This is a genomic window from Poseidonocella sp. HB161398, assembly GCF_005870025.1.
Taxonomy (GTDB): Bacteria; Pseudomonadota; Alphaproteobacteria; order Rhodobacterales; family Rhodobacteraceae; genus Mangrovicoccus.
This window is the reverse complement of the sequence record NZ_VATA01000011.1, coordinates 67,245-83,331: the sequence shown is the minus strand read 5'-3', so window position 1 is coordinate 83,331 and position 16,087 is coordinate 67,245. Positions and strand designations below refer to the sequence as shown.

Below are 16,087 nucleotides of genomic sequence, written 5' to 3'. Positions count from 1 at the left end.
CCGCGAATGGCACATCTCACGCTGCGCGACGTCAGGAAGACCTATGGCTACATGGAGGTGCTGCACGGCATCGATCTCGACATCCCCTCGGGCGAGTTCGTGGTCTTCGTCGGCCCCTCCGGCTGCGGGAAATCCACCCTGCTGCGCACCATCGCCGGGCTGGAGGAGATCTCCTCGGGCGAATTCCGCCTCGACGGCGCGCTGATGAACCGGGTGGCACCGGCGCAGCGCGGCATCGCCATGGTGTTCCAGAGCTACGCGCTCTACCCGCACATGACGGTCTACGACAACATGGCCTTCGGGCTGAAGATCGCCGGGCTGCCGCGGCGCGAGATCCGCGCGCGGATCGAGCGGGCCGCCGAGAGCCTGCAGCTCTCCCCCTATCTCGACCGCTTCCCCAAGGCGCTGTCGGGCGGGCAGCGCCAGCGCGTCGCCATCGGCCGCGCCATCGTGCGCAATCCCAGGGTCTTCCTCTTCGACGAGCCGCTGTCGAATCTCGACGCCGCGCTGCGGGTGGCGACGCGGATCGAGATCGCCCGGCTGAAGCAGGCCATGCCCGGCACGACGATGATCTACGTCACCCATGACCAGACCGAGGCGATGACCCTCGCCGACCGGATCGTGGTGCTGCGCGACGGCCGGATCGAGCAGGTGGGCAGCCCGGTGGAGCTCTACCGCCGGCCCGCGAACCTCTTCGTCGCCCGCTTCATCGGCTCGCCGGCGATGAACGTGCTCGCGGCCGAGGCGCAGGGCGGCACGCGGCTGCGGCTTCCGGACGGCGGCCTGGCCGAGGCGCCCTTCGAGATCGCCCCCGGCACAGCGCTGCAATACGGCATCCGCCCCGAGGATCTGCGCCCCGCCGCGCCCGGCGAGGCGGCGGCCGTCACGGGCCGCATCTCGCTGATCGAGCAGCTCGGCGAGGTGCAGCTCGCCTATCTGGAGGCCGCGGACGGCGCCGCTCCCCTGGTCGCCAAGCTGCCCGGCACGCTGCCGCTGGCCACCGGACAGCGGATCGCGCTGGCCCCCCGGCCGGAGGCGGCGCATCTCTTCGGCGAGGATGGCGAACGGCTCCGGCCCGCCGCGCGGATCGCGGCCTGAGCCGCGCCGGTCCGCCCTTGGATGCCGGGGACGGCAGTTCCTTCGGCCCTCCCCGGAGCGGCGGGCCCTGCTGCGGACCTCCGGTCGCCGAGCATGCACCCGCGGGAAACCGGGATCGCCGCCCTTGGCTGGCCGTCACGGCTCCGGGCAGAGGCGGCCGCCGCCCGGGCCGCGCCCGGGACAGGACCGCAGATGCGGCGCCCGTCCCCGAACGGCACGGGCGGCAGGCCATCTCGACGCAAGACGGTTCTGCGCGATCGGACCGGCCGTGGCACCTGCCTGATCGGGCGGCGCCTCCGCGGCCTCAGCGCGGCCCGGCAGCGGGCCGGGGCAGCGCGACCACCGCGTCGAAGGCCCAGGTGAAGGCGAAAGTGTAGACGAGGAAGAAGCCGAGAAGCGCCGCCTCCATCATCGCCGCCGTCACCAGCCCGACGCCGTACCAGGCCATGTAGAGCGGCACCATCGCCAGCACGAGCCCGGTCTCGAACCCGGCCGCATGCAGCATCCGCAGCCCGAGGCCGCGGCGCAGGCGGAAAGTGCGCTCGGCGGCTTCGAAGAGCGTGTTGAAGAGGTAGTTCCACAGCACCGCGATGCCGCAGGCCGCCCCGGCCAGCGGCAGGGACTCGCCCGCCGGGCCGCCGCTGAGCGCAGAGAGCAGCAGCGTGGAGAGAAGGATCGCCAGCGTTTCGAAGGCGAGGACATAGACGAGGCGCCGCAGGCGCGGCTCTAGGACAAGCATTCCGGGCTCCCGGGCCGCGAGGGCCCGCCAGTCTGGCGCCGGTCCGTCCCGGGCGCATCGATCTGAACAAGGGATCCGGCGGGCCACGGTTTCCGCCCGCCTGCAAGGGAAATACCTGCCCGGATGCCCCGGTTCAACCCCTCCCCGGCCCGGGCGGCCATCCGCCGCCTCTTGACGCCGCAGGGAGGCGCGCGGCCACGGCGGTCCGGCAGGGTGCGCGGAAGGCTGGCGATGCCCGGAACGACGCGGTCCGGACCTGCATCCCGGCGCCACCCTGGCGATGCCCGTGCCAGCGACAGCTGCGCGCACCCGCGAGCGATGCGCAGGCCGGGACATGACAGCGCCCTGAGGCCTCGCGGCGGGCAGCGGCTGCACGGGCTGCAGCAGTGCCCGTCGCCGGACGGCGATCGCCGACAGGGAACGGGGCAAGGGCATGCCGCAGCATGACGCATAACCGCCCTGCGGAGGGACCCGCACCCGCTGGCCCTGGCAGGCTGCCGGGAATGTGAGTTCGGCCGCGGGGCTTGGGGGCAAGCCCGGGAAATGGTCCCGAGGGCGGTTAGACTTGCTCGATTCAGGGGGCAGGTCCGACCCGCTCCGGAAGGACGTCCTCCGCGACCCCGCCCTGGACTCCGTTTTCAGCGGCCCGCTCGGGCCGGGAGCCCGTGTTCCCTGTGGAGACGCGTGGTCCGGATCCTCCTCTGGTGGGGCATGATGACAGACCTGTTCCGGCTGGCTGAGAGAGGCGGATCGGCATTTGATCCGGAGGAACAAATGCCCGCCGAACCAGATGGACCGGGACCGTCCGCCTGTCGGGCAAACCATCACCCGGGCTGTTTTCCGATCCTCCAGCGTCCCGAAGCCCCATGGACGGCCGGGAGTCGATGGCCGCCGCGTGCTCATTGGCAGTATCTTCATCAATCGCAACGGCCTGCGATGTAGGGAGGCGCCGGCCGAGAAGGGGCACTGCAAGGCGCTCCTTACCCGTTGGCTCCGCTGGAGCCGAACGGGGGTGATTGCCCGGATGACGGACGGTTCAGCCTCCCCAGGCCGGGACACGCAGACCGTCATGATCGATGCGACCTTTCTCGACGCCACCGGGCGGCGTCCAGCCTCCGCCTGAATGAGGCGGAATGGCAATCGCTGCTGTGGATCGATTTCCTGGCGAACGGGGGCGCGGGCGGCTGATCGGGCCAGGTTCGAGGATCGGGAAACGAGCCGGGGGGCGCCCGGGAGACGGGCGGCAGGACCTCGGAACTGCATGCCGTCACCAGCCGCCTGGGGCGCCCTATCAGCGTCCGCCTGCCGGCCACCCTCCCGGGACATTGCCACGCCCTGCCGGGCAGCGGGCGAGCGGCGACAAGGGGGCGGCATTCCGGCCGGCCTCGCTGCCGAAGGCCGAGCGGCGGATTGCCGGCCGCGGGTCGTGAGCCGGGCCGCGCCATCGGTCCAAGCGAAATGACGAACGCCGACTGGATCCGCAACCTGCTGACTATGCGAGATATCCGGGCGCGCCTCCCGTGCCGGAAGCGCCGGAAGGTCGTGATCCCCCATGACAGGAGACGGTGCAGGCGCCGTGACCGGATCGGATGCATGCCCGGCCGTCTCCGGCACTGGCGTCCGGCCGCCTCCCGGCACGGCCGGTGCCCGCCCGTCCTTCTGCCGACGATAGCTCTCTCGGCCACCGTCATCCCTTGGCCATGGGTCCGGAACCCCGCCCCCCTGCCCGGGCGGCGCGGAGATCCGCGCGCATCTGCGCCACCGGCAGGCGCCGTGTCCGGGTCGGGACCATCAGCAGGTCTCGATCGTGTGGAGCTGAACCGGGGTCAGGGTCGTCTCCGGCCCCTCGGGCAGGCGGCCGAAGCGGCAGGCCAGCGCCTCGACCGCTGTGCGGACCTCGCGCACCGGGTCCTGGTCGATCACCACGTCGATGCGTCCCTCGCGCAAGAGCCGCCGCCGGTTCGGGGTCAGCTCGTGGGTGATGACGACCACCTCGCCCGCGCGCCCGGCCGCGCGGATCGCGTCGGCGATCGCCTGCGCCCCGGCGGAGGCGTTGTAGATGCCGCGCAGCCGGGGATTGTCCATCAGCGCGCGGAAGACCAGCTCGCCCGCGCGGCTGGCCTCCTCCTGGCTCTCCACCACCGCCGCCAGGCGGCAGGCGGGATGGCGCTCGGCCAGCACCGCGCGGAAGCCCTGCTCGCGCTGGCCGTGGCCGGTCATGCGCAAGAGCCCCGCCACCACCATCACGTCGCCGCCGCCGGGGCCGAGAAAGCGCGCCATCAGGTCGCCCGCCACCCGGCCCGAGCGCAGGTTGTCGGAGCCGACATAGATATGCGGCCCCTCGGTGCTGATATCCGTGCCGAGCGTCAGCACCGGCTTGCCGAGCGCGATCTGCCGGTCGAGCGCGGCGGCGATGCAGGGATCGTTCAGCGCGCAGACCACGAAGCCGTCATGGGTCGCACCGAGGCTGCCGATCTGCGCCGCCACCCGCGCCGGATCGGTCGGCACCAGGTGATGGACGCGGAACTCCATGTTCAGCGCGGCATGGGTATGGCGCACCGCGTGGAAGGCCGCCTGCAGCTCGGCATGGAAGGGATTGGCCGGGGGCTGCAGCATCACCGCCACGCGGATCGTGCGCGCCGGGCGCTGGTCGAGCATCCGGTCGAGCCGGAGCCGCCGCGCCGCCTCCAGGACGCGGCGCTCCTTGTCCTCGGTGACGCCGCCGCGGCTGTTCAGCACCCGGTCCACGGTCGAGACCGAGACGCCGGCCTCGCGGGCCACATCCCTGGCATTGGGTTTCCTCGCCATCGCGCCCTCCCCCGCGACGGGACGCCGGAGCGCCCCTGCCGCAGCCTGCTAGCATTGCCGTGGGGGCAACTCAAGCGGCAGGGACGGTCAGGCGAAGCGCCGCTGCATCTCCGCCTCGAGCGCTTCGAGGGTCTTGCCGCGGGTCTCGGGCACGGCCCTGTAGATGAAGACCAGCGCCGCGAGCCCGACCAGCGCGAAGAAGAAGAAGGTCGCGCCGATCCCCACGGCGGCCACCAGCGGCGGGAAGGCGAAGGCCACCGCGGCATTGGCGATCCACAGCATGAAGACGCTGATCCCCATGGCGAAGCTGCGGACCCGCAGCGGGAACATCTCGGCCAGGAGCAGCCAGACCAGCGGCCCGATCGTGCCCTGCATGGAGAAGACGAAGGCCACGGTGAAGCCGAGGATCAGCCAGGGCTTGATGCCGATATCCGGGACGAAGAAGGCCGAGAGCCCGACCAGCAGGTGAAAGAGCGTGGTCAGCGCGAAGCCGCCCATCAGCATCGTGCGCCGGTCGAGCCGGTTGATCAGCATGATCCCCGCCCAGATGCCGGTGAGGCTCGCCAGGCCGTAGAGCGTGTTGGCGATCACCGCGCCCTTGGAGGAGAAGCCCGCGCTCTGCAGGAGCTGGGTGCCGTAGTACATGATCGAGTTGATGCCGGTGAGCTGCATGAAGATGCCCAGCCCGATGCCGATCCAGATCAGCCGCTTGATCCAGGGCACGCCCAGATCGGCCATCAGCGCGGTCTGCTCCTGGCGGTCGGCCTCGGCCATGCGGCGGACCTCCTCCATTTCCTGCAGCGCGCGCTCGGGGCTGCGGACCTGGCGCAGCACCTCGAGCGCCTCGTCGTCGCGGTTCTGCATCGACAGCCAGCGCGGGCTCTCGGGCATCCGCAGCATGCCGATCAGCAGCGCCACCGCGGGCAGGATGGCGACGGCCAGCATGTAGCGCCAGACCACCTCGTTCTCGCCCCAGAGCGCGTAGATCGCCGCATTGATGACGAAGGCGGCGAACTGGCCGCTGACGATCATCACCTCGTTGCGGGTCACGAGGCTGCCGCGGCGCTCGTGCGGGGAGACCTCGGCCAGGTAGATCGGCACGATCGCCGAGGCGCCGCCGACCGCCAGGCCCAGCACCGCGCGGAAGGCCGCCAGCACCTGCCAGGAGGGTGCCAGCACGCAGCCCAGCGTGCCCGCGCCGAAGAGCACCGAGAGCAGGATGATGTTGTGGCGGCGGCCATGCAGATCGGCCAGCTTGCCGCCCAGAACCGCGCCGATCGCGGCGGCGAAGATCAGGATCGAGACGACCAGCCCCTCGATCGCCGGCGTCAGCCCCAGATCGGCGGCCATCGGCTCCAGCGCGCCGTTGATGACGCCGGTGTCATAGCCGAAGAGCAGCCCGCCGAGGCAGGCGATCACGGTGATCAGGTTCAGGCGCCGGACGTGGTCGCCCTCCTCCTGCGGCGCAAGGGTGTCGGTGGTCATCGTCGTCTGCAGCATGCCGTGTCTTCCGTTTCTGGCCTCGTGACAGCGCCTCCCCCGCGGCACGGGACCGGACGGGCAGGCGGAACGCGCGGAAGAGCGGAAACGGCCGCCAGGCAGCCAGGGCGCAGCCGCCATCCTCCGCGGAATGCGGCGGCGGGGCAATCGGGTCTCCTGCGGATGCGGCCCGGCAGATGCCGGAATAGTCTCCTCCCTGCCGTCTCTCCGAGCCGGAACTCCTCCACCGAAGAGCCTAGCCGCGCCGGCACGGAAAACGCAGCGCGATTCTGAGGGGATTTCCTCAGATGCCGCGGCCTGGCCGCCCGCGCCGGCGCGGCGGGCTGCCAGGGTGCTGGAATAGCCGATTGGGCGGAACGTCTTCCTCCGTCGGGGCCATTTTCCTCCGTCGGGGCCAGTGCGCTGCAACGATCCGGCTTTTCCCGGCACCAGGCATCCTGGACAGCGGTCTCCGCCCTCAATCCTCCAGCAGCCGCGGCAAGCGGGCGGGATCTGCCGCCGCCGATGGGAGGGCGAAGGATGGGAGGGCGAAGCGGGATCGCACCCGCGCGACGCCGGAATGGACCGTCTGTGCCGCCCGCCCGACCGTCCTGGACCGGCAGGATAGCGCCTCGATGCGGTGCCGCTGTGACAGAGCATGGCCCGCGTTCCGGGCGGCCCGCCCGCCGATCGCACGGAACCGCGCTGTCTTCGCCACATGCGGGGCGCGATGCAGGGCTGCCTGCCATCGGCAACGCCCCTGGCGGCCCCACAGGCATCGCCAGCCGTCGCCGGGACCGCTGGCGCTCAATGGCCCGTTCCCTGCGCCACCGGCCCTAAGCGAACTGCGGAACGCCCCGCCTCGGCCGCCGACCGGCCCTGCGGCACGCCCACCTCCGCCTGACGGAGCGACGCGACGATCTCCCCGGGCTTGCGCCCTCCGCCGGATCAATCCCCAACCGGCTGCGATCTGTCCCTTGCTCCAATCCTCCATCTGGCGCGGACGCCTGCTTCAGGGAGGGCCGGCTTTCAGGGGGCAGACCAGCCGTCGGGCATCGCACCGTCCGGACCAGCCGCGCGCGTCCGCGGCGGATCGAAGCGAAGCTCCTGCAAGCAGCCTGCCATCGCGCCGCCGCCGCTGGCCTCGGCGGAACATCTGGTCTATGGTCGCGCCGACTTCCGCCAGCATCCTGCCAGCCTCAGACCAATTCTCCGAGGATGCGATGCTGAGACGCGACGTGCTTTTCCTGATGACGGCCTCTCTTGCCGCCGCCCCGCTTCCGGTCCCGGCCGCCGAGGGCTGGCCGCGGGTCTTCGCCAATGACGACGGCACCAGCACCGAGATCGCCGCCCCGCCCGAGCGGATCCTGTCGGGCTCGGTGACGCTGACCGGCACGCTGCTGGCGATCGGCGCGCCGGTCGTGGCCAGCGGCGCCACCCCGCATGGCGGCTATTTCTCGCAATGGCAGGAGGTGGCGGCCGCGCGCGGGGTGGAGCCGCTCTGGCCCGCCGGTGCGGTCGATCTGGAGGCCGCCTGGGCGATCGCGCCCGACCTGATCGTCATCGCCTCGAGCGGCGCGGATTCGGCGCTGGCACAGCGGGCGCAGCTCGAGGCGGTGGCCCCGGTCGTCGTGCTCGACTACAGCGACCAGCCCTGGCAGGAGGTGACGCGGAAGCTCGGCGTCGCGACCGGCACCGAGGCCGGCGCGGAGGCCACCCTGCAGAGCTTCGCCGAAGAGCTGGCCGCGACCCGCGACGCCATCGAGGTTCCGCCGGGCGGCGCCAATATCGTCAGCTACAACGGCCGCGGCGCGCCCAATCCGATCTCCACCCCGGACAGCCCGCAGGCGCAGCTTCTCGCCGCGCTCGGCTTCGAGATCGAGGCGCCGGATCCGGCCTGGGCGGGCCCGGGCGGCATGATCGGGCATTACGTCCGCGCCGAATACGAGCATCTGACCGGGCTGCAGGCGGGCACGACCTTCCTCCTCGCCGCCGGGCCGGAGCGCGCCGCGGAATTTCTCGGCGACCCGCTGCTGGCGGCGCTGCCCTCGGTCAAGGCGGGACGGGTGACCGGGCTCGGCCCGACCTCCTTCCGCATCGACCCCTACAGCGCGCGCGACGTGCTGGCGGTGGTGCGCGACGCCTACGGGCGGGACCGGTGAGGCGGCCGCTCGCGGCGGGGCTGCTGCTGGCGGCGCTGGCCCTGGCCAGCCTGTCGGTCGGCACGCACATGATCGCGCCGCGCGATCTCTACGACGCGCTCTTCGCCTTCGACCCGGCCTCGACCGAGCAGCTGATCCTGCGCGAGCTGAGGCTGCCGCGGACCCTGCTGGCGGCGCTGGTCGGCGCCGGGCTCGGCGTCTCCGGCGTGGTGATGCAGGCGCTGTCGCGCAATCCGCTGGCCGATCCGGGGATCCTCGGGGTGAATGCCGGCGCGACCTTCGCCATCGTCGCGGCCATCGCCGCCTTCGGGATCGAGAGCCCGACGGGCTACATGTGGTTCGGCCTCCTCGGCGCCGCGGCGGGCAGCGCGGCGGTCTTCGTGCTGGGCGGCATGGCGACCGGCCGCGAGCCGGTGCGCGCGGTGCTGGCGGGCGCCGCGCTCTCGGTGATGCTGCTGTCGCTGACCCATGTGGTGATCGTCAACAGCGACATGGCCGTCTTCGACCGCTTCCGCCACTGGGCGGTGGGGTCGCTGCAGGGGCGCGGCGCGGATGTGGTGCAGCCGGTGGCGGCGCTGACCTTCGCCGGGCTGGCCGGGGCCGCGGCGCTGGCGCGCGGGCTCGACGCGATGGCCCTCGGCGCCGAGATCGGCCGGTCGCTCGGCGCCGCGCCGGAGCGGGTCTGGCTCGGCGGCGCGGCGGTCATCGTCTGCCTCTCGGGCGCAGCCACGGCAGCAGCCGGTCCGGTCGCCTTCGTCGGCCTCGTCGCGCCGCATCTGGCGCGGGCCGCGGTCGGGCCGAACCATGCCGCGCTGATCCCCGCGACCGCCTTCCTGGCGGCGGCGCTGGTCATGGCCGCGGATGTCGCCGGCCGGCTGGTGATCTGGCCCGCGCAGGTGCCGGTCGGGGTGATGGCCGCGCTGATCGGCGGGCCGGTCTTCGTGGCGCTGGTGCGCCGCCGCCGGATCCTGGCGCTATGAACACGGCCGCCTTCTCCCTGCCGCCGCGCCTGCCCGGACGGGTGGCGCTGGCGAATGCCGCGCTGGCGCTGCTGTGCCTGGCGCTGGCGCTCTGGGCGCTGAGCCTCGGACGGATGGAAATCGGCCCCGCCGACCTGCTGGCGCTGATCGCGGGCGAGAACACGCCGCAGGCGCGGGTCCTCGGCGGCATCCGCCTGCCGCGCATGGTCACGGCGGCGGCGGCCGGCGCGGCGCTCGGCATCTCGGGCGCGGTGATCCAGTCGGTGGCGCGCAACCCGCTGGGCTCGCCCGATATCGTCGGCCTGACCACCGGCGCCGCGACCGGCGCGCTCGTGCAGATCCTGCTGCAGGGGCCAAGCGCCCTCGGCACCTCGCTGGCCGCGATCGGCGGCGGGCTGGCCACGGCCGGCCTCGTCTACCTGCTGGCACGGCGCGACGGGGTGGTGGGCAGCGCGCGCCTGGTCCTGGCCGGGGTCGGCACCGGCGCGGTGCTGGCGGCGCTCAACGGGCTGATGCTGGTGCAGGGCGCGCTCGACGAGGCAATGAGCGCGGCGCTCTGGCTGGCCGGGTCGCTGGCAGCGCGGAGCTGGATGCATGCCGCGCCGGTGGCGATCGGCGTGCTCTGCCTGGCGCCGCCGCTGCTCTGGGGCGCGCGGTCGCTGAGCCTGATCGAGATGGGCGACGACACCGCCCGCGCGCTCGGCATCCGGGTGGAGGCGACGCGCGTGGCGATGGCCGCCGCCGCTGTGGCGCTGGCGGCGATCGCCACCGGCGCGGCGGGGCCGATCCCCTTCATCGCGCTGGCCGCGCCCCAGATCGCGCGGCGGCTGGGCGGGTCGGGCCAGGTGCCGGTGCTGGGCGCGGGGCTGACCGGCGCGGCGCTGGTCCTCGGCGGCGATCTCGTCACCCAGGCGGCGGCGCCCGCCGTCAACCTGCCGATCGGCCAGATCGCCGGCATTCTCGGCGGGCTCTACCTGCTCGGCCTGCTGGCCACGCGGCCGCGATGAGCCCGGCCGTCTTCCCATCGCCGCCCGCCCCCGGCGCGCGGCCTGTCCAAGGAGAAACCGCCATGCGCGACGGGCTGACCGCCCGGGGCCTGACCCTGGGATACGAGGGCCGGACCATCTGCCGCGATCTCGACCTGGCGCTGCCGAAGGGCGAGGTGACCGTGATCGTCGGGCCGAATGGCTGCGGCAAGTCCACGCTGCTGCGCGGGCTCTGCCGCCTGATCGCCCCGGCCGCCGGCGAGGTGCGGCTCGAGGGCGAGGACATCCACCGCATGCCGACCCGCCTGCTGGCGCAGCGCCTGGCGATGCTGCCGCAGTCGAGCACCGCGCCCCCGGGCATCACCGTCGCCGACCTGGTCGCCCGCGGGCGTCACCCGCACCGCCGCGCCTTCGGCGGCTGGAGCGCCGCCGATGCCGAGGCCGTCGCCCATGCGCTGGATGCGACCGGGGTCGCGGAGATGGCCGAAAGCGCGGTCGACACGCTCTCGGGCGGGCAGCGGCAGCGGGTCTGGGTGGCCATGGCGCTGGCGCAGGATACCGGCTGGCTGCTGCTCGACGAGCCGACCACCTATCTAGATATCGCCCACCAGATCGACCTGCTCGACCTCTTCGCCGCGCTGAACCGCGAGCGCGGGGTCAGCATCGTCGCCGTGCTCCACGATCTCAACCTCGCCTGCCGCTATGCCGACCGGCTGGTGGTGATGGCCGAGGGCCGGATCGTCGCCGAAGGTCCGCCCGCGCGGGTCCTGACGGCGGAGCTGGTGGACCAGGTCTTCGGCCTGCCCTGCCTGATCGTTCCCGATCCGGTGACCGGCACGCCGATGATGGTGCCCCGCGGGCGGCACCCTGCGCGCGCCGCGGCGGAGTGACCGCCGCGCCCGTCCCCCTTCCATCCCGAACGGAGGATCATCCTGCATGACCGAGACACGACAGACCGCCACGGAGGCCGCAGCGCGGCCGCGCAGCATGGACGAGCTGAAGGCGGTCTTCGGCCGGCTTTGCAGCCAGGAGGGCTTCAAGCGCGGCCTCGCCTTCCAGCCCGGCGCCACCGACATCATCGTCGCGCCCTACGTGAAATGCGGCACCACCTGGATGCAGCAGATCGTGCATGGGCTGCGCAGCGGCGGCTCGATGGAGTTCGGCGAGATCCTCGAGGTCGTGCCCTGGATCGAGCTGGCCCATGACATGTCGCTGGATCTCGAGGCGCCGCAGCCCTTCGCGCCCCGCGCCTTCAAGACCCATCTGCCCTGGGACATGGTGCCGAAGGGCGGGCGCTATATCGTGGTGTTCCGCGACCCGCTGGAGGCCGTCGCCTCGATGCACCGCTTCCTCGAGGGCTGGCTCTTCGAGCCGGGCAGCATCCCGCTGGCCGAGTATGCCGCTGCCGTGCTGGCGCAGGGTCCGGGCTGGTGGGGCCATGCCGCCTCCTGGTGGCGGCAGCGCGACCGGGCGGACGTGCTTCTGCTGACCTTCGGCGGGATGAAGGCCGACCTGCCGGGCGCCGTCGACCGAGTGGCAGACTTCATCGACCCCGAGATCGGCCCGGAGGCGCGGGAGATCGCGGCGCGGCAGGCGAGCTTCGACTTCATGAAGCGCCACGAGCGGCAGTTCGACGACCACCTGCTGCGCGCCCGCCGCGACGCGGCCTGCGGCGTGCCAGCGGGCGGCACTGCCACCAAGGTGGCCGCCGGCGGGCGCGGCCCGGGTACGGCGGAGCTCCCCGAAGCGCTGCGCGCAGCCTTCGAGGCACGCTGGCAGGAGACGCTGGGCGCGGAATTCGGCTTCGGCTCCTATGCCGAATTCGCCCGCGCGGTCGAGGCCAGATCCGTGCCCGCCCCGGCCTGAGGCCTGTCCCCGCGACGGGCCCCCGGGCCCGCCGCCGCAGAACAGCCCCCCGCGCCGGGAACTCTACCGCAGCGCGAATCATCCTCCGCAGATACAGCGTCTCTCGCGCCGATCGGCGCAGCTCCCGGAATTTTCCGGCACCGCATTGATTTATATATACAATGAGACTCACCTAGGCAGGACAGGGCTTTCTGCAGCGCAGCGCGGATTTCACATCATGAAATCGGTCCGACAATGTGAAAAATTAATGGATAACGAGAGGTCACTGGCGGCAGAGTCCTGGGCAGGAGGAGCCCATGACACAGATCGAAGCAGAGGCCAGTCCGCCCCAGGCGGACAGGACGATCCAGTCCGTCGACCGCGCGCTCAGCGTGCTCGAGACCATCGCCCGGCGGCGGGGCGAGGTGACGCTCCAGCAGATCTGCGAGGATCTGGAGCTGAACGCCTCCACCTGCCACCACATCCTGCGCACGCTGATGGCGCGCAACTATGTCCGTCCCGGCACGGCGCGCGGCCGCTACATGCTGGGATCGCAGATCGTCATGCTGGCCGAGGCGGTCAACGTCAAGGCGGAGCTGCCCGGCCGCGCCAAGCCGGTGATGGACGAGCTGAACCGCGTCACCGAGGAGGCCGTGCACCTCGCCGTCTTCGACCGCGACGAGATGATCACCCTGGTCAAGCGCGAGGCGCGCCACGCGCTGAAGGTCGATAGCGGCTCGATCGGCAAGTCGCGGGCGATGCATGCCACGGCGACCGGCAAGGTGCTGCTCTCGGGCATGTCCGAGGAGGAGGTCCGCCGCCTCTGCACGCTGCACGGCATGGCGCGCTTCACCGTCAACACCTGCACCGATCCCGAGGCGCTGCTGGCGGAGCTGGAGCAGGACCGCGCCCGCGGCTTCTCCGAGGACCGCGAGGAATTCCAGCTCTATGTCGTCTGCACCGGCGCCGCCGTGCGCGATCCGGCGGGGCGCATCATCGCCTCGCTCAGCGTCTCCACCCCGATCAACCGCGCGACCGAGGCGCATCTCGGCCTTGTCCGGCGCGAGGTGATGGCCGCGGGGCGCAAGCTTTCCCTGACCTCTCTCGACATGTCCGAGGTACCCAGCTCATGAATGTTCAAGACACCGCGGCGCCCGTGCGCCAGAGGGGCCCGCAGGGCATGGCCGCCCGCGCCCGCGCAATTGCCGAGGCCGGGGGGCTCGCCGCGGCCCGCGCGCGGGGGCTGCTGCCGGAATTGCTGGAACTGACGCTCTCCGAGGCGCTGGTACTGGCGCTGCTGAAGCAGGGGACGCGGAAGTACCTGGCGATCTTCGGCCACGGCTCCACCGATCTGGGCGAGGTGCTGCGGATCTACGACGGCGCCGGGGTGACGCGGACCTTCAACTTCCGCAACGAGGTCGAGATGGCCCATGCCGCCACGGCGCTGGCCTGGCAGTACGGCGAGACGCCGGCGCTGATCACCTCGATCGGCCCGGGCGCGCTGCAGGCGATGGCGGGCTCGCTGGCAGCGGCCTCGAACGGGGTGGGCGTCTGGCACATCTACGGCGACGAGACGACCTTCGGCGAAGGCTACAACATGCAGCAGATCCCGAAGCCCGAGCAGGAGCTCTATGCCAGGATGAGCGCGCTGATGGGGCAGAGCTACATGCTGCACACGCCCGAAGCGCTGCGCGAGGCGATGCGGCGCGGCTCGCGCCGGGTGCATGACCCGGTCAAGGCCGGTCCCTTCTACCTGCACCTGCCGATCAACACCCAGCCGGCGCGGGCGCTGTTCAATCTCGACGCCCTGCCCGAGCGGCCCGCGGCCGAGCCGCTGTCGCCCGAGACCAATGACAGCATCGAGGCGGCGGCGCGGCTGATCGCGCAGACCGGCCGGGTGGTCCTCAAGGCCGGGGGCGGCACGCGCGGCTTCGACACCGAGATCCGGGCCCTGGCCCGCGCAGCGGGCGCGGCGGTGGTGCTCTCGCCCGGCTCCACGGGCGTGATGGCCGATGCCGATCCGCAGAACATGCATGTCGGCGGCTCGAAGGGCTCGCTCAGCGGCAATTTCGCGATGGAGGAGGCCGAGCTGCTGATCGTCGCGGGTTCCCGCGCGGTCTGCCAGGCGGATTGCTCGGGCACCGGCTATCCCAAGGTGCGCCATGTGGTGAACCTCAATGCCGACTGGGCGGATGCGCTGCACTACAACCGCACGCTGTCGCTGCTGGGCGATCTGGGCGCAGTGGCGAAGCGGCTGGCCGCGGCGCTGGAAAGCTGCGAGGCCGCGCCGGGCAAGGCGGACTGGCTGGCCGCCTGTGCCGCGAAGAAGCGCGCCTGGGCCGGGTTCCGCGCCGAGCGGCTGACCCTGCCGCCGGTCCGCGACGCGGTCTGGGGCACCGAGGTGCTGGCCCAGCCCGCCGCCATCGGCATCGTCGACGCCTTCGCCCGCGAACACGGCGCGGTGAAGTACTTCGATGCGGGCGACGTGCAGGCCAACGGCTTCCAGATCGTCGCCGACGACCGCTCCGGCCAGACCTATACCGAGACCGGGGCCAGCTACATGGGCTTCGCCTCTTCGGGCATCCTCGCCTCGGCGCTGGCGGACCGCCCGGACTACGTCATCGCCTTCACCGGCGACGGGTCCTTCATGATGAACCCGCAGGTGCTGATCGACGCGGTCGAGCACGGGCTGAAGGGCATGGTGGCGATCTTCGACAACCGCCGGATGGCGGCTATCAGCAGCCTGCAGATGGCGCAGTACGGCACCGATTTCCGCACCAATGACGGCGTGCCGGTGGATTACGCGGCCATGGCCGGATCGGTGGCCGGCGTCTTCGCCCGCCGCGTCGCGGGCACGGCGGAGGACCTGCGGGCCGCGCTGGCCGAAGGCCATGCCCATGACGGGCTCAGCGTCCTGCATGTCCCGGTCTATTCGGGCGAGGACCCCCGCGGCGGCATGGGCAGCTGGGGATCGTGGAATGTCGGCAACTGGGTCGAGGACGTCCAGGGCCGCTGGATGCGCCAGTCGCTCTGACGCGCATCGGATCAGGAACACGGCGGGCCGGGGAGGCACCGCGACACTTGGAGGAAAGACCAATGACAGGCACGACCATAGGCTATGTGGGCGTCGGGAATATCGGGACGCCGATGGTGCTGTCGATGCGGCGCGAGGGGCTCGACGTCCTGGTGCGCGACCTGCGCCGGGACCAGGCGGCGGAATGCCTCGCGGCAGGCGCGCGCTTTGCCGAGACGAACGAGCAGCTCGCCGCGGAATGCACCCGGATCGGCGTCGCGGTCGTCAACGACAAGCAGCTCAACGGGCTCTTCCGCTCCGAGGGCGGGCTTCTCGATGTCTGCCGCCCCGGCACGACGCTGATCGTCCATTCGACCGTCCTGCCGGAGACCATCCTGGCCCTCGGCGAGGAGACCGACAAGCGCGGGCTGAAGCTGGTCGACGCGCAGGTCTCGGGCGGCGACCTGAGGGCGCGCGAGGGCGACCTGGCCATCATGTGCGGCGGCGACCCGGCGGATATCGAGGCCAACCGCGACTATTTCGACGCGATCTCGCGCATCACCCAGCACATGGGGCCGCGCGGCGCGGGCGCCGGGGCGAAGCTGTCGATCCAGATGATGACCTTCGGCAACTGGATGGCGGCGATCGAGTCGATGCGGCTGGCCCGCTCGCTCGGCCTCGACGAGCAGACCCTGGCGAAATTCGCCACCGACACCACCGCCGACAGCTGGGTCGCGCAGATGTGGGGCAATTACGACCGGCTGCTGCACACCCACCCGCTGGCCGGGACCGAGGATCTGTTCCGCATGTTCGACAAGGACCTCTTCAACTCGGTTCTGGTCGCCCGCGACAAGGGCATCGAGCTGCCGCTGACCGCGCTTTCCAGCCAGATCATGAAGGCCGCGATGCAGGAGCGGATCGACTATTCCGCCGATACCTACGCGCCCGGGCCCGAACTCGCGAAAAGGAGCGCCTGA

The 16,087-nt window shown here is 72.0% G+C and carries 12 protein-coding genes; 9 read left to right on the top strand and 3 right to left on the bottom strand.

The genetic code is table 11. The features are described from left to right. Positions 1-6: 6 nt before the first annotated feature. Positions 7-1,098 (top strand): ABC transporter ATP-binding protein, encoded by a 1,092-nt coding sequence (locus FGX59_RS11095; RefSeq protein WP_138466602.1) that lies wholly within the window; start codon positions 7-9, stop codon positions 1,096-1,098. A gap of 304 nt (positions 1,099-1,402) precedes the next feature. On the opposite strand, the gene FGX59_RS11090 is transcribed toward FGX59_RS11095, so the two are convergent. The 3 genes from FGX59_RS11090 to FGX59_RS11075 form a co-directional block, all read right to left on the bottom strand. Beyond that, positions 1,403-1,837, bottom strand: a complete 435-nt coding sequence (locus tag FGX59_RS11090) for a PACE efflux transporter (RefSeq protein ID WP_138466601.1) — start codon at positions 1,835-1,837, stop codon at positions 1,403-1,405. A 1,791-nt stretch (positions 1,838-3,628) separates the two neighbouring features. Next, positions 3,629-4,645: a LacI family DNA-binding transcriptional regulator gene (locus FGX59_RS11080; RefSeq protein WP_138466600.1), complete on the bottom strand. Its 1,017-nt coding sequence runs from the start codon at positions 4,643-4,645 to the stop codon at positions 3,629-3,631. Positions 4,646-4,732: 87 nt separating this feature from the next. Continuing rightward, positions 4,733-6,145 (bottom strand): sugar porter family MFS transporter, encoded by a 1,413-nt coding sequence (locus tag FGX59_RS11075; protein ID WP_138466599.1) that lies wholly within the window; start codon positions 6,143-6,145, stop codon positions 4,733-4,735. Between the two features lie 1,202 nt (positions 6,146-7,347). Between FGX59_RS11075 and fepB the strand changes: the two genes are divergently transcribed. From fepB to FGX59_RS11035, 8 genes are all read left to right on the top strand, one after another. After that, positions 7,348-8,286, top strand: a complete 939-nt coding sequence (gene fepB, locus FGX59_RS11070; RefSeq protein ID WP_138466598.1) for a Fe2+-enterobactin ABC transporter substrate-binding protein — start codon at positions 7,348-7,350, stop codon at positions 8,284-8,286. Continuing rightward, positions 8,283-9,266 carry an iron ABC transporter permease gene (locus tag FGX59_RS11065; RefSeq protein WP_240722387.1) on the top strand — a complete coding sequence of 328 codons (984 nt, stop codon included), beginning with the start codon at positions 8,283-8,285 and terminating at the stop codon, positions 9,264-9,266. Before fepB ends, FGX59_RS11065 begins: the two co-directional genes overlap by 4 nt. After that, a complete protein-coding gene (locus tag FGX59_RS11060; RefSeq protein WP_138466597.1) occupies positions 9,263-10,273 on the top strand; it encodes an iron chelate uptake ABC transporter family permease subunit in 1,011 nt (336 codons plus the stop codon). Before FGX59_RS11065 ends, FGX59_RS11060 begins: the two co-directional genes overlap by 4 nt. A 62-nt stretch (positions 10,274-10,335) precedes the next feature. Then, complete coding sequence (locus FGX59_RS11055) at positions 10,336-11,142, top strand: ABC transporter ATP-binding protein (protein ID WP_206078337.1); 807 nt, start codon at positions 10,336-10,338, stop codon at positions 11,140-11,142. A 46-nt stretch (positions 11,143-11,188) separates the two neighbouring features. Then, positions 11,189-12,118 (top strand): sulfotransferase domain-containing protein, encoded by a 930-nt coding sequence (locus FGX59_RS11050; protein WP_138466595.1) that lies wholly within the window; start codon positions 11,189-11,191, stop codon positions 12,116-12,118. 296 nt (positions 12,119-12,414) lie between these two features. Then, positions 12,415-13,230 (top strand): IclR family transcriptional regulator, encoded by an 816-nt coding sequence (locus tag FGX59_RS11045; protein WP_138466594.1) that lies wholly within the window; start codon positions 12,415-12,417, stop codon positions 13,228-13,230. Next, on the top strand, positions 13,227-15,131 hold the full coding sequence (locus tag FGX59_RS11040; RefSeq protein WP_240722385.1) for a thiamine pyrophosphate-dependent enzyme: 1,905 nt from the start codon (positions 13,227-13,229) through the stop codon (positions 15,129-15,131). The genes FGX59_RS11045 and FGX59_RS11040 overlap by 4 nt, the downstream gene beginning before the upstream one ends. 62 nt (positions 15,132-15,193) lie before the next feature. Next, positions 15,194-16,087 carry an NAD(P)-dependent oxidoreductase gene (locus FGX59_RS11035; RefSeq protein WP_138466593.1) on the top strand — a complete coding sequence of 298 codons (894 nt, stop codon included), beginning with the start codon at positions 15,194-15,196 and terminating at the stop codon, positions 16,085-16,087.

Coding starts and splice junctions, on each gene's coding strand:
- FGX59_RS11045 (WP_138466594.1), top strand. CDS start 12,415: ATGACACAGATCGAAGCAGAGGCCAGTCCGCCCCAGGCGGACAGGACG.
- FGX59_RS11050 (WP_138466595.1), top strand. CDS start 11,189: ATGACCGAGACACGACAGACCGCCACGGAGGCCGCAGCGCGGCCGCGC.
- FGX59_RS11090 (WP_138466601.1), bottom strand. CDS start 1,837: ATGCTTGTCCTAGAGCCGCGCCTGCGGCGCCTCGTCTATGTCCTCGCC.
- FGX59_RS11080 (WP_138466600.1), bottom strand. CDS start 4,645: ATGGCGAGGAAACCCAATGCCAGGGATGTGGCCCGCGAGGCCGGCGTC.
- FGX59_RS11095 (WP_138466602.1), top strand. CDS start 7: ATGGCACATCTCACGCTGCGCGACGTCAGGAAGACCTATGGCTACATG.
- FGX59_RS11075 (WP_138466599.1), bottom strand. CDS start 6,145: ATGCTGCAGACGACGATGACCACCGACACCCTTGCGCCGCAGGAGGAG.
- FGX59_RS11035 (WP_138466593.1), top strand. CDS start 15,194: ATGACAGGCACGACCATAGGCTATGTGGGCGTCGGGAATATCGGGACG.
- FGX59_RS11060 (WP_138466597.1), top strand. CDS start 9,263: ATGAACACGGCCGCCTTCTCCCTGCCGCCGCGCCTGCCCGGACGGGTG.
- FGX59_RS11040 (WP_240722385.1), top strand. CDS start 13,227: ATGAATGTTCAAGACACCGCGGCGCCCGTGCGCCAGAGGGGCCCGCAG.
- FGX59_RS11055 (WP_206078337.1), top strand. CDS start 10,336: ATGCGCGACGGGCTGACCGCCCGGGGCCTGACCCTGGGATACGAGGGC.
- fepB (WP_138466598.1), top strand. CDS start 7,348: ATGCTGAGACGCGACGTGCTTTTCCTGATGACGGCCTCTCTTGCCGCC.